General features: G+C 39.2%; 14 protein-coding genes. 9 read left to right on the top strand and 5 right to left on the bottom strand.

Annotation, left to right across the window (positions count from 1 at the left end; genetic code table 11):
• Positions 1 to 72: 72 nt before the first annotated feature.
• Together AC0VYO_RS04515 and AC0VYO_RS04510 are read right to left on the bottom strand one after the other, a co-directional pair.
• Positions 73 to 864: an SDR family oxidoreductase gene (locus AC0VYO_RS04515; RefSeq protein WP_475366678.1), complete on the bottom strand. Its 792-nt coding sequence runs from the start codon at positions 862 to 864 to the stop codon at positions 73 to 75.
• Between the two features lie 296 nt (positions 865 to 1160).
• A complete protein-coding gene (locus AC0VYO_RS04510) occupies positions 1161 to 1760 on the bottom strand; it encodes a hypothetical protein (RefSeq protein ID WP_475368485.1) in 600 nt (199 codons plus the stop codon).
• A gap of 332 nt (positions 1761 to 2092) precedes the next feature.
• Between AC0VYO_RS04510 and AC0VYO_RS04505 the strand changes: the two genes are divergently transcribed.
• The 4 genes from AC0VYO_RS04505 to AC0VYO_RS04490 all read left to right on the top strand — a co-directional run bounded on the left by AC0VYO_RS04505 (position 2093) and on the right by AC0VYO_RS04490 (position 3604).
• On the top strand, positions 2093 to 2203 hold the full coding sequence (locus AC0VYO_RS04505) for a PTS sugar transporter subunit IIB (protein ID WP_475368484.1): 111 nt from the start codon (positions 2093 to 2095) through the stop codon (positions 2201 to 2203).
• Positions 2204 to 2483: 280 nt separating this feature from the next.
• Complete coding sequence (locus AC0VYO_RS04500) at positions 2484 to 2849, top strand: hypothetical protein (protein ID WP_194220426.1); 366 nt, start codon at positions 2484 to 2486, stop codon at positions 2847 to 2849.
• A complete protein-coding gene (locus AC0VYO_RS04495; RefSeq protein ID WP_430243736.1) occupies positions 2839 to 3375 on the top strand; it encodes an RNA polymerase sigma factor in 537 nt (178 codons plus the stop codon). Before AC0VYO_RS04500 ends, AC0VYO_RS04495 begins: the two co-directional genes overlap by 11 nt.
• A complete protein-coding gene (locus tag AC0VYO_RS04490; RefSeq protein WP_430243737.1) occupies positions 3359 to 3604 on the top strand; it encodes a hypothetical protein in 246 nt (81 codons plus the stop codon). Before AC0VYO_RS04495 ends, AC0VYO_RS04490 begins: the two co-directional genes overlap by 17 nt.
• Positions 3605 to 3703: 99 nt before the next feature.
• On the opposite strand, the gene AC0VYO_RS04485 is transcribed toward AC0VYO_RS04490, so the two are convergent.
• Positions 3704 to 4462 (bottom strand): alpha/beta hydrolase, encoded by a 759-nt coding sequence (locus tag AC0VYO_RS04485; protein WP_475368483.1) that lies wholly within the window; start codon positions 4460 to 4462, stop codon positions 3704 to 3706.
• Between the two features lie 150 nt (positions 4463 to 4612).
• Positions 4613 to 5215: a TetR/AcrR family transcriptional regulator gene (locus tag AC0VYO_RS04480; RefSeq protein ID WP_475368482.1), complete on the bottom strand. Its 603-nt coding sequence runs from the start codon at positions 5213 to 5215 to the stop codon at positions 4613 to 4615.
• A 183-nt stretch (positions 5216 to 5398) separates the two neighbouring features.
• On the opposite strand from AC0VYO_RS04480, the gene AC0VYO_RS04475 reads away from it, so the two are divergent.
• Positions 5399 to 6562 carry an MFS transporter gene (locus AC0VYO_RS04475; RefSeq protein ID WP_194220423.1) on the top strand — a complete coding sequence of 388 codons (1164 nt, stop codon included), beginning with the start codon at positions 5399 to 5401 and terminating at the stop codon, positions 6560 to 6562.
• Positions 6563 to 6604: 42 nt separating this feature from the next.
• Here the strand turns inward: AC0VYO_RS04475 and AC0VYO_RS04470 are convergent, their stop codons facing one another.
• On the bottom strand, positions 6605 to 8014 hold the full coding sequence (locus AC0VYO_RS04470) for an MBL fold metallo-hydrolase (RefSeq protein ID WP_475368481.1): 1410 nt from the start codon (positions 8012 to 8014) through the stop codon (positions 6605 to 6607).
• 545 nt (positions 8015 to 8559) lie between these two features.
• On the opposite strand from AC0VYO_RS04470, the gene AC0VYO_RS04465 reads away from it, so the two are divergent.
• The 4 genes from AC0VYO_RS04465 (at position 8560) to AC0VYO_RS04450 (ending at position 12684) form a co-directional block, all read left to right on the top strand.
• The gene (locus AC0VYO_RS04465) at positions 8560 to 9954 is read left to right on the top strand and encodes a sodium:solute symporter family protein (RefSeq protein WP_475366673.1); all 1395 of its coding nucleotides are present in this window, start codon (positions 8560 to 8562) and stop codon (positions 9952 to 9954) included.
• 43 nt (positions 9955 to 9997) lie between these two features.
• Positions 9998 to 11098 (top strand): M24 family metallopeptidase, encoded by a 1101-nt coding sequence (locus tag AC0VYO_RS04460; RefSeq protein ID WP_475368480.1) that lies wholly within the window; start codon positions 9998 to 10000, stop codon positions 11096 to 11098.
• Positions 11099 to 11324: 226 nt separating this feature from the next.
• The gene (locus AC0VYO_RS04455; RefSeq protein ID WP_475368479.1) at positions 11325 to 11804 is read left to right on the top strand and encodes a site-2 protease family protein; all 480 of its coding nucleotides are present in this window, start codon (positions 11325 to 11327) and stop codon (positions 11802 to 11804) included.
• Between the two features lie 307 nt (positions 11805 to 12111).
• Positions 12112 to 12684, top strand: a complete 573-nt coding sequence (locus AC0VYO_RS04450; protein WP_430243751.1) for a TetR/AcrR family transcriptional regulator — start codon at positions 12112 to 12114, stop codon at positions 12682 to 12684.
• The last annotated feature ends 29 nt before the right edge of the window (positions 12685 to 12713 follow it).

The following is a 12713-nucleotide window of genomic DNA, read 5'->3' as shown; positions in this document are numbered from 1 at the left end:
ATCTCTAAAAGAAAAATGATTTGGCGAGAATGACAAAAGAAAAAGGACGTAAGCGCTACGTCCTTTTTCTTATTACAGTGCTTTTACAAGTCCGCCATCGACAACGAGTGATTGCCCGGTCATATACGTATTTGCTCCTGAAGCAAGAAAAACAACTGTTTTCGCAAATTCATCAGGCTCCCCATATCGTTTCATTGGGATTGATTGCTCCACCTGACTCTTTAATTCAGCAGCATTAATGCCTAACTGATGTGCCTTGATTTGATCCAACTGTTCAACTCGATCCGTTCCAATACGTCCAGGTCCAACCGTATTCACAAGAATATTGTGCTCGGCATATTCCTGTGAAAGACTTTTTGCAAGTCCTACGATACCCGCACGAAATGTATTCGATAAGATCAAATTATCTAGCGATTGCTTAATAGAAGAAGAGGCAATATTTACGATGCGTCCCCAGCCCTGTTCTTTCATAAAAGGAATAGCGGCTCGTGACGTTCGAACGAAGCTTAATAAATTTAGTTCAAAAGCATTCTGCCAATCTTCATCGCTGAAGTCCTCAAACTTACCAGCTGGAGGCCCGCCTGCATTATTAATTAATACATCGACACTACCGTATGTTTCAGCTGCAAACGTCATCAATTGTTTGATCTCATCCGCTTTTGTGACATCACAAACTCGAAATGTAATCTGATCATTTCCCGTTTCTTCAATCATTTCTTCGCAAGCTTTCTTAAGTTCTTCTTCACTTCGACTAGAAAGAACGACGCGTGCGCCTTCTCTTGCAAAAGCCAGTGCTGACGCTTTTCCTAGTCCTTTACTTGCCGCTGTTACGACAACTGATTTTTCTTGTAGGTTTAAATCCATAGCAAGAACACTCCATTTTTAATATGTTATTTTCTACAATTCTATCACTCTAAGTTCATTTTCGTTATAATATACCATCAAAAACGTTTCATTCTTATGAGTTGATTTCACACCTGAACTTTCTTTTCATCGTTCTCCACTCAAAACCGCAACTAGAATGCCGCCAACAATATACCACAACCACTATTGCTCAATCTTGGAATCGATAAGAAGTATAGCATTAGATGCAATATGTACCCGTTCCTACATAAAAAAAGATTGAGGACAAATCCTCTCATTTGTCCTCGGTTTTTTCTTCAGTAAGCGATGCCAGTATTATCAGCGATTTCATCGTTTATGATCCCTATACCTTTTATCTTTTTCTCTTTCACAATCGGTGCAACAGATGGATTTTCAGGGTAGCTTTCTCCATCTAATTTCAGCTTATGGTAGGCTGGTTCTATTCCCCCACCCGCAACGTACATCACAATGTTCTTCCATCCATTAGTTGTTTCATTTTGAATGATTACGGGAGTTCTTACTAATGAAAAGCGCGTGTTAACAAAGTATGCTCCGTCCTTCTTTTCTAGTAAAAGACCACTGCATCCTCCGCTCCCACAGACAGAGGGACCTATTAAATAAACAAATGTCTCAGGAACCTGATCATCGTTCAGGTCTATCTTATTGTAGTAATAGCGAACGGAGTCTACACCCTTCTTTAAACCCAACTCTTTAGAAAAAAATTTTTCAAGCTCCATATCTCTTTTTGTTTCTGATTTGAAATAGGTTACTTCACTGAGATCTGGTTCTTGTTGGGCACTTTCTTCTATTTCATTAGTAGCATGTACCTTATCCAAGTAACCAACTAAAGTGCTGACGACTAATATCCAAACGAAGAGAAATCCAAGTTTATTCAAGTTACATCCTCCCTGTTAACCACTTTTCACCTAGGTTCTCCTTTTTACATCCATATATGTTTGTTTTTTCATACAAAAGCGACAGGTGCTTATCACACAACTGTCGCTTTCGTGGTCAAACTTTACGTTAATTTCCTGGTCGAGAAGCTCGCAAAGTAAATTTATACTCATCACTCTTAAAATAAATCTGACTATATTCGAAAATAGTGGAATCTTGAAAGGTACTATACAACTGCACCTTTAGAATCGGCAAATTCGAATCAGCCACCAGTAAAGACTACAACAAGAATAATCCAGGAAAAGGCAAGAACAAAGAATTAGCATTGGAAATCATGGAAGCACTTGGAGGCGAAAACAACATAAAGCATGTTGACGCCTGCTTTACTCGCCTTCGTGTAGAAGTAACGAAAGTAAAAGCATTTGACGAAAATCGCCTAAAGTAACTTGGAGCAGCTGGTGTTGTGAAAGTCGATCAAAACATCCAAGCTATTTTCGGTGGACGTTCTGATTTGTACAAAAATGAGATTAATAAAATTATGAAAGAATCAAATGCTTCTTAAAAAGGCTTCAAATTAATCATCATATAAGAGAGGTGCGACAACCAGTCGCGCCTCTTTTTTTAAGTTAAATTAATAATTAAGAAAAAAATCATTTATTAATGAACTTTCATTCCCTTTCATTTGTATAAATATGTGAAAATATAGAAAGAAAGGTGTGAAATACATGGCAATCGGTTGGATCATGGGGTTAGTGATGGCTGGAGTTCTCGGAACCATTTTTGCCGTCTTAATTGCAACGCTTCAAAAGCATGTTCACAAAACGAATGGGAGAATTGACTTTCAAAAAACAAATCTTTATTTCTACTGGTCACGCTGGGATTATGTCATGATCGCGTCGTCCATTTACTCATTCCTATGCATTACAGGGCTATTTGTTTTTCTAATTAAAGGTGAGAATATCGAAAATCCATTTGTTCAGTTCTTTCTACATCAAACGTTTGTCTTTCCACTTATCACGTTTCTCTGGTTTATTTTTCGACTGGCTTACACCTATAAAGGGATAAAAGAGCGCTGGCCGAATGAGTTTTAAGGAAAGTGGCGATTATTCCTTCGAAGCAGCCGTATCTATGACATTTGAGACTATTTATCTTATGTACAAAGACCCTCTTTATCGATTCATCTATCGGTATACGCGGGATGAGCAGTTGAGTATCGACATTGTGCAGGATACATTCGTTAAATTCCATAAATACCAGAACCGCTATGATGTCTCAAGAGCATCGCTTAAAACGTATCTATTTAAAATCGGTTATCACCTGATGATCAATAAAATTAAACGGAGAAAAAAGTGGCAATCACTCCTTCCCTTTCTAGTCAAGGGAGAGGAAAGTTTCTCTAGTGATACTGTTGAGAAGATGACAATTCAGTGGGCTATTAAGGAACTTTCAGAAAAACATCGGTCGGTTATCCTTCTCATCTATTATCACGATATGACTCAAGAAGAAACCGCCAACGTTCTAGATATCCCCGTTGGAACCGTTAAATCAAGATTATCTACAGCGATCAAACACTTAAGAGATTTATTGGAGGGGCAAAATGATGAAATCACACTATAAGCACGACCTACCTGAAGAACTCCGTGAACAGCTCGACCAGTATACTGTCGATGTTCCTCCTATTCCTTATAAACAGCAGAAAAGCGATCGACTAGCTGATTTTTTAGCTATGCCAGTACAAAACCCACTAGAAAATCACTCCATGACGCCTGGTCTTTTACTAAAAATCCAATTAGCTCCTATCGTCGTAACCATTGCATTGTCAGCAGGTTTCTTATTCTTTCTTTAGATATCAATTCGAAAGGGACCTCCTTTGAAGGTCCTTTTCCTTCACTTTAACAATTTCCTTCTTTTACCATTAAAGTGTTAGATATAACATTCATTCACTCTATCTCTCATTCATAAAAAAACTCATCAAATCATCCGTTCTGGTACGAAATGATTTATAGTTATGCTCCCCATCCTTTATCAAATGAAATTGCACACATGAAGCTTTCTCCTCCAGCAATTGATATATTCGATCATTTGAATTCAGAAATGCTTTATCAATCCGCTCGTCTCCAGATTCCTTATCTCCGCAATCCAAATAAAAGCAACTACGATCTGTTAGTTCGGACTCCAAGATAAATCCCTCCAATTCTTCTTGGTTTCGAAAAAAAGCGGAAGAGATGCAAGCTCCTTTACTAAAAACAGTAGGATAATGACAGAGGGCGTATGTAGTAAGTAATCCACCTAAAGAAATTCCCGCCATATAATTTGTATTTCTAAGCGTTCGGTATGTAGCGTCGATGGCTGGTTTTAAATCTTTTACGATATATGCGATATACTCTCGACCCTTCGCTTTTACGATCTCACTTTTACCTGTTAGCTCTTCACTTAATTGACCATGCCGCCATAAGCAATACTCTTCCATTCGTTTAGCTCCTGAATCAATAGCAACAACAATAAGCTGAAACTTTTTTTGCTCCAAATAGTTTAACAACCTCAGCGAACTTCCACCAACTACATCCTGATCTTCAAATACGTTTTGTCCATCATGCATATAAAGAACCGGGTAGCTTCTATCTGTATGAGCGTACTCATGAGGCAAATAGACGCGAATCATCCTCTCTTCCTGAAACACCGGAATCCAATATTTAATTTTCACTAACATTTTTCATACACCGCCTCTGCTTCCTTTCCTTTTCTATCAAAATCTCACGGTTCCTCTATTAACACTAAAAAAGCTAGTCTCGTTTTCCAATTGGAAAAGGAGACTAGCTTTACCATGATGTTTAATTTGCTCAGGAAGGTACTCCTACTCTCGCTTCCTCACATGCATCTTCAAAATCCCAGTTGGTCCCTTCTGATTCAACTGAATCATTTGCTCAGCCATCTCCTTTGGTGTGTAGGGCATGTCATTTTCAAGCCACCAGGAAATCATACCTGTATACGCAGAAGCGATATAGCTTGCGATGACTTCACTTGGTAATGGCAAAGGATCGAACCTTCCTTTCGCAATTCGATTGTCATAGAAATCAAAGAAAAAGCTACGCATATGATCAAGAAAGTTCGGCATTCCTTTTTTGATTAACATGACGTGAAAAAACTTATCATATTCGGCAATGTTTGAGAAAATGTGCTCTGCAATATATCGTTGCAAATCATCAATTGGTAAATTACCAGGTGGGATCGTCAGCGCCTCGCCAAAAAGCTGCCTCAGCATTTCATCAACCGTTTGAAGTAGTAACTCTTCTTTATCCTGATAATGCAAATAAAAAGTAGCGCGATTAACAGTGGCTTCTTTAGTAATATCAGCAATTGTAATTTTCTCATATTCTTTTACTGCCATTAGGTGGATAAACGCATCCTGTAAGAGCTTTCGTGTTCGGGTAACACGTGGGTCTTCTTTCTCTTTCATAAGAAATCTCCTCCAAATTAAACTTTTTCTCAACAAAATTTAACAACACGTCGTTTAGACAACGTTTCTCGAAAACTTGATTATTGCTCAATTTCATGACTCTGTTACAATATTTTACGACACTTGTTGTATAAATAACAACCGTTGTTCTTTTTGAACGATTTTTATAGGAGGTTAAGTTGAATGAATGAAAAAAAATTCACGAAAGCAAGATGGATAACGATCGCCGCCACCTTCCTTGCGTTTATGGGTATCGGGATTGTCGATCCGATTCTTCCAACGATCGCAGAGCAAATTGGCGCGAACCACTGGCAGGTTGAAATGCTGTTTACTGCCTACATTTTGACAATGGCGATTATGATGATTCCAGCCGGTATTTTTGCAAGTCGATTTGGTGATAAGCGCATGATGGTATTTGGTTTATTCATCGTTACGGTCTTTGCACTGCTTTGCGCTCTTTCAAATGGAATCGCAAGCCTATCTATTTTTAGAGCAGGTTGGGGATTTGGTAATTCTATGTTCTTCGCGACAGCCATGACGCTTCTAATCGCTTTATCTAAAGACCCGCAAAAAGCCGTTGGCTACTATGAGGCAGCTATTGGACTCGGAATGGCGGGCGGACCACTTGTGGGTGGTGTTCTTGGTGGTTATTCATGGAGATTCCCTTTCTTTGCAACGTCCATCTTAATTCTAGCTGCATTCTGCCTTGTTCTATTCTTTGTGTTTGAACCAAATGGCAAACAAAAACGAAAACCTGTTGGAATGAGTGAGTTAAAAGGACTTTTCTCATACAAGCCATTCCTAACTTCCGCTCTTGCAGCAATGCTTTATTACTATGGATTTTTCGTAGTTCTGGCTTATACGCCACTAATTATCGGACTTAATGCGATTCAAATTGGATTTGTCTTCTTTGGCTGGGGATTAATGCTCGCCTATGGATCAGCCATATTAAGTCACCAGCTTGAGAAGAAGTTTCTACCTAAGAAGATTCTTCCGTATAGCTTATTGATATTTGCTATCTTACTAGCACTATTATTTGTTGTTCCATCAACACCTCTTCTGATTACTGTCGTGATCGTCTCAGGTCTTGCTTCTGGACTAAATAACGCGTTATTTACAAGCTACGTTATGGAGGTTTCTCCATATGAAAGAAGCATTACGTCAGGAGGATACAACTTCCTCCGCTGGCTCGGTGCTGCCATTGCTCCTGTTCTTTCCGGTTTGATTGGTCAAGGAGTATCAGCTCACGCACCGTTCCTCGTTGCAGCTGTCCTTAGTGCTGGAGGAATCGGATTAATGCTAATGAAGCCTAAGCCGGCTACGTTAGAAACTGAAATGAGTGCATAAGAAAAAAGCGTAAAGCAGTGTCTGCTTTACGCTTTTTTTTGATTATTTTTCGATTTTATCTCCATCTTTTTCCCATGCAGCAAAGCCACCGCTATAGTTTAAAATGTCCTTGAAACCGAGTGATTGTAGTAAGCTTGTTCCGATTGCTGAACGAGTGCCAGACTGACAGTGAACGACGATTGTTTTATCTTCTGGAATGTCATTCGCCTGATCTTCTAAATAGCCAAGCATGTGATGATTAGCTCCAGGAATATGACCTGAGTTCCATTCATTTTCTTTTCGAATATCTACAACATAAACATCTTCTTTGTCATAAACATCATTCAATTGTTCCGTTGAAATAAAGGAATATCCCTCTAGATCGTCCCACTGGGAAAGAAGTTCTGGACTTGCATAGCCACTTATATGGTCGATGCCAATCGAATGTAAGGCCTTCACAATCTCATCTTTCTGCTCATCGTCTGCAATGAGGAGAAGATCGTGCTCATAATCTAGAACCCAGCCTGACCAATTCGTAAAGGCTTTATTAAATGGAAGATTAATCGCTCCATCAATATGCCCATCTGCAAAATCCTGTGCAGGACGTGTATCAACGATTGTTGTGTTGTCCTTCGATGCAAGCGCACGGAACTCATCAACATTCATAATCTTTTCTAGTTCTTCCCCTGATAACACGTTAGGTCCTTCTTTATTCACCTTTTTCATAACGGCAAAGTATGTTGGGGCTTCTGGCTGTTCGTTTAATAGTTCTTTAACGAATTCCCCTTCGTTCTCTTCTTTCAAGGCCCAATTATTTCGGAGCTCATAGCCCACTGTTGATTGAGGCACAGCACCAAGAGATTTCCCACAAGCACTGCCTGCACCGTGTCCTGGCCAAACCGTTAGAAATTCTGGTAGCTCTTTAAATTTTTGAAGTGATTGGAACATCGCCTTCGCTCCAGTTTCCGCTGTGCCAACTGCGCCTGCGGCTTTTTCAAGCAAATCTGGTCGACCAATATCACCAACAAAGACAAAGTCTCCTGTGAAAATACCCATTGGTACTTCCGAGCCACCACCACGATCAGTGAGTTCGAACGAAATGCTTTCAGGGGTATGGCCTGGGGTATGCATTACGCGAAGTTCTAAATGACCAACGCGAATAATCGAACCGTCCGTTACTAGTTCGACATTTAATCCTTCTAGATAACCGTATTTCCAGTCTTGATCTCCTTCATCTGATAAATATAATTTCACGTCATGCTTTTCAGCTAATTGTCTAGCGCCTGATACAAAATCGGCGTGTATATGCGTTTCAGCTGCGGCCGCAAGATGAAAGCCTTCTTTTTTCGCTGTTTCTAAATACGGTGTCACGTCACGCGCCGGGTCAATCACAAGCGCTTCACCAGTTCGTTGACAACCGATCATATAAGAATACTGTGCCAATTTCTCATCAAAGAAAGTACGTAAATACATGATTTAATCCTCCCGAAAACGTATTGTTAATTACCCCGCAGGGTATTTGATTTCATCATAAACTTTTTTAAACTTTTCATCAACCTTCTTGCTTTATACCCTGAATAACTAGTTCACCAAAACATCATTTTCCCCTTCTAAAGAAAAAAAGAGTGCTCTGCATTATTCTCAATCTTGAACACAATAAATAGCTCTTAACAGAACGTCATTTTCTAGTGTTTACTTCACTTCACATGTTTATCGATCCTTAAATTGTTTAAATTATAGTAAAAATCCAAATAATAGCGCTTTTATTTAATCTACAAAGTTTTTCGATTCGGTACTATATAACCACTTTACTTGAATTATTTTCAATTAAATACAAATAATAACCAATAATAGGTGAAGAAAGAAGCGTGTATTTAGATTGTCATCAGGTTTATTCCCAAAGTCTTCCACAGAGATTATTTCCCACTTTTTTTAATACCCAAATTGTTGTGATAGCATATTTAACGGTGCGCACCTAAGAAAAAACACAACTAAGACAAGGAAGTGACGTTTACGTAATGGAAATTACACACAATCCTAACCTTCTATGGTTTGTTATTGCTTATGGCATTCTCATGGTGGGACTTGGAATTTATTTCTCTAAAAAAGTGTCAAATAGTGAGGATTTTATTCTCGCTGGTAAAGGACTTGGTGCTCTAGTATTAACGGGTACACTGCTAGCAACCTGGACAGGTAGTGGAAGCATTTCAGGTGGCGAAACGTCTATGGCGTATAGCTATGGAATTATTCCGGCGTTTCTAATGGCCATTCCAACGATAGTAGGTATCTTGATTCTTTATATCATTGCTCCAAGAATCCGAGCATTTGGGAAATATACAGTATCTTCAATACTTGAAGAGAAATACGGTTCATTCGCGAGGACGCTGGCAGGCATTATCATTATTCTTGCCTATGTAGGAATTGTTTCCTATCAGATGAAAGGGTTTGGCTTCATTCTGAATCTGACAACAGGTATTTCAGTTGAAACAGGTACTATTATCGGTGCTGCTCTTATCATCTTCCTAGCAACGATTGGTGGATTACGCTCGGTAGCTCCTACTGACGCTGTAAGTGCCATTTTAATGGTTGTCGGGCTAGGTATCACATTACCAACCATATTTGTTATTGCTGGTGGTTGGGACAGCATCCTGGCGAATGTACCAAAAGACCACTTAACATTTAGCGGCCAGTTATCGAACATTCAATTATTAGGTTATTTATTACCTTCCCTCTTTCTATTATTGGCTGACCAGAACATGTATCAGCGGTTGGCTTCATCAAGTGGAGATCGTTCATCGAAAAAAGCCCAAATTGGTTGGCTCGTGGCGATGCTTCTGATTTCTCCAACAATTAGTTTAATCGCTTTTGCAGCACGTTCAATCTTCCCTGATATTGATCCAGGGATGGCACTGATGGCAACAACTGTCGTGATGCCAACGTTTGTCGGCGGTATTTTATTAACGGCAGCAACAGCCTTTATTATCACTACAGGTAACTCTTACCTTCTTTCCGCCGCTACAAACGTCACGTATGATCTGTACGGAAAATATTTAAAAAAGGATGCGACTGATAAGCAGCTGTTAGTCATGACCAAATGGTTCATCGTCATCCTCGGGGTTCTTGCTTATGTCATTATTAGCTTCTTCCCTACCGTATTATCTGTTCAAATGTATGCTTATACCGTTTACGGAGCTGGTATTACTCCTGCCGTATTAGCTGTCTTCTTCTGGAAACGTGTCAACCTTTATGGCGGTGTATCGTCTATGATCGCCGGAGTTGTGACAACGCTTGTTTGGGAAATCCCACTTGCAAAACCATTTGAACTAAATAGTGTTCTTTTCGCTGTTCCAGTAGCAGTTATCGTATTAATTGTCGTAACTTTAGTAACTACCAACAAAACAAAGTCTGAATAAGTTAGTCATCATTAAAATTTTTAAGAACAGGTTGTGAGAAAAAATGAATCAGCGTTTAGATAAATTTTCGAAGTGGCTAGAAGAAACTGAACAAACCTTTGCGTTTGTTCACTCTTCTTCCAATGTATTCTATCTTTCCAACTTTGAATGTGAGCCACATGAACGACTATTAGGTTTATTTATTTTCCCGGATGCAGAACCGTTTCTAGTTTGTCCGGGTATGGAAGTATCTCAAGCAAGAGATGCAGGGTGGAAATATGAGATTATCGGACATGGAGATGCCGATGATCCATGGGAATTTATCCATAATGCCTTGAAGAGTCGCGGTATGAAAGAAGCGAGTCAGGTAGCTATTGAGAAAGAAACACTCTCTTATGGACGCGCTGAACAAATCATGAAACGTTATCCATCTGTTTCATTTACAAGTGCTGAAGAGAAACTTCACGAACTACGTTTAATTAAAGATGAGCAAGAATTAGAGATTCTAAGAAGAGCTGCTGAACTAGCAGACTTCGGGGTAGAAACGGGAGTTAAAGCGCTCCAAGAAGGTTGTACTGAGATGGAAGTTCTTGCAACGATTGAGTACGAACTTAAGAAAAAAGGAATTCGTGAAATGTCCTTTTCAACAATGGTGCTTTTCGGCGAAAAAGCTGGACAGCCACACGGTAACCCAGGCGATCGTAAGTTGAAAAGAGGCGACCTCGTTTTATTCGATCTTGGTGTGGTGTTAGATGGCTATTGTTCAGACATTACGCGAACAGTTGCTTACAAAGAAGTGAATGAAAAGCAAAAAGAAATTTATGATGTCGTATTGAACGCTCAGCTTGAAACGCTCAATATCTCTCAACCTGGAACAAGACTTGGGGATCTTGATAAAACGGCGAGACAAATCATTGCAGACGCTGGATATGGAGAACAGTTCCCTCATCGCATCGGTCATGGAATTGGAATTGAAGTTCATGAATATCCATCTATGAGTGAAAACAACGACTCTCTTCTAATTGAAGGAATGACATATACGATCGAGCCAGGCATCTATGTACCTGAAGTAGGCGGAGTTCGAATTGAAGATGATGTTCTTGTTACGAAAACAGGGTATGAAACATTAACAAAGTATCCGAAAGAACTTCAAATTATTGAATAAGCTCCGATGGAACGCCTTTCATAGGGCGTTCCTTTTTATATGGTGACGTCCTTCTAGTGTTTAGTTTTGTTCGTCTACATGACTGTTTTCTCATCTCCATCATTCACGTAAGCTAAACTTTTTGATAAATAGAACATCTTCTAATCGTGTTACAAACGTATCAAATACGGGAACGCTTTTCTTACAGCACTTTATTTTTATCACAATACCACTTTGGAGGTTTTAAATGTTTACCTTAAGCGATATCCCAATGTTCTTCGTGAACTTTTTCATTATATTACCGATCATTACTCTACTACATGAAGCTGGTCACGTTCTTGTTGCAAGGGTTTTCGGAGGAAAAATTAAGTTCTGTATCGGAACTGGCAAGACCATTTTTAATATCGGACCTCTAGAAGTAAAAAAGAAGTACTTTATGGAAGGATGGTGTCAGTACGAGGATCTCACTTATAACAAGACATGGGCACACGTTGCCATCTATGCGGCAGGTAGTTTATTTAACATCATTGTCGTCCTTATTATGAACGCATTGATTTATGCGGAAGTCCTTCCAGTAGACCTATTTTTCTATCAATTCACTTACTTCTCCATCTACTTTATCTTCTTTTCTATCATGCCTTATCGAAATGATTCTGGTAAACCAAGCGATGGCATGGCTATTATTGATGTACTCCGCTACGGAAAAGCTCAAGATCCAATCGATTGATCGATGACATAACTTTCAAAGAAAGAGCCACTTTTCGTCCGAAGAGTGGCTCTTTCTTTGACTTGAGAATCTCCCTTCTATGATGAGGGACATTAAAGGAAAAATAATCCCCTTTAAATACCACATCATGGTTTCAGAAGATTATTTTTCCAATCATTTGCATATTCATAGGTTTTAAGACCCTTTAGTTAACAAGATCTTCAATCTTTTTAGGTCCTCTGCTTTATTGTTAAGCTTTTCCAATAGGTTTAAAATAGAAAGGGAATGAATGTTCATTCCGTATGTTGTGTAAGAAAGGGGGATGCTTGTGACGACCCAAAATAAGCGGGAAAACATTATGACAAGCGCTCTTGCTTTATTTGCTGAGCGAGGTTTTGATGCGACTACCGTGCCAATGATTGCCACCTCAGCTAATGTGGGTGCTGGCACGATCTACCGTTATTTTGAGAATAAAGAGGTGCTCGTTAACACCCTTTTTCAAGATTATGTTCGAACATTTACAAAGACGATTGAGGATCAATTTCCTTATCATCAGTCCGTTCGTGATCAGTTTCACCATATATTTAAAGCCATGATTTTGTTTACAAATCAAAATGAACATGCGCTCTATTTTATTAAAAAGCATAGTGCCGCACACTTCCTAGATCGTCAAAGTCAGGAAGATTTCACACAGCTGCTTAACCTATTAAGAAGCTTCTTTGATATTGGTAAACAACAATCAGTCATACGAAACCTACCTTCTGAAGCCTTAATCGCGATCCTTTATGGAGCTTTTCTAGAACTTCAGAATCTTGTAAGAGCAGGTGAACTTCATCCCGATCCAGAGCTTCTTTCAGGTATTGAGAATAGCTTATGGGATTCCGTAAGATCACATTCGTGAAGAGCATTTGCTCTTCATAAAGCGAAATG

Source organism: Anaerobacillus sp. 63XJN7_4_ISO-PGPR-S23-413, from assembly GCF_056173725.1.
Note: the sequence above shows the minus strand (reverse complement) of the source record. Positions and strands in the feature narration are given on the sequence as shown.

Coding starts and splice junctions, on each gene's coding strand:
- AC0VYO_RS04460 (WP_475368480.1), top strand. CDS start 9,998: ATGAATCAGCGTTTAGATAAATTTTCGAAGTGGCTAGAAGAAACTGAA.
- AC0VYO_RS04490 (WP_430243737.1), top strand. CDS start 3,359: ATGAAATCACACTATAAGCACGACCTACCTGAAGAACTCCGTGAACAG.
- AC0VYO_RS04470 (WP_475368481.1), bottom strand. CDS start 8,014: ATGTATTTACGTACTTTCTTTGATGAGAAATTGGCACAGTATTCTTAT.
- AC0VYO_RS04515 (WP_475366678.1), bottom strand. CDS start 864: ATGGATTTAAACCTACAAGAAAAATCAGTTGTCGTAACAGCGGCAAGT.
- AC0VYO_RS04465 (WP_475366673.1), top strand. CDS start 8,560: ATGGAAATTACACACAATCCTAACCTTCTATGGTTTGTTATTGCTTAT.
- AC0VYO_RS04505 (WP_475368484.1), top strand. CDS start 2,093: ATGGAAGCACTTGGAGGCGAAAACAACATAAAGCATGTTGACGCCTGC.
- AC0VYO_RS04500 (WP_194220426.1), top strand. CDS start 2,484: ATGGCAATCGGTTGGATCATGGGGTTAGTGATGGCTGGAGTTCTCGGA.
- AC0VYO_RS04455 (WP_475368479.1), top strand. CDS start 11,325: ATGTTTACCTTAAGCGATATCCCAATGTTCTTCGTGAACTTTTTCATT.
- AC0VYO_RS04475 (WP_194220423.1), top strand. CDS start 5,399: ATGAATGAAAAAAAATTCACGAAAGCAAGATGGATAACGATCGCCGCC.
- AC0VYO_RS04480 (WP_475368482.1), bottom strand. CDS start 5,215: ATGAAAGAGAAAGAAGACCCACGTGTTACCCGAACACGAAAGCTCTTA.
- AC0VYO_RS04495 (WP_430243736.1), top strand. CDS start 2,839: ATGAGTTTTAAGGAAAGTGGCGATTATTCCTTCGAAGCAGCCGTATCT.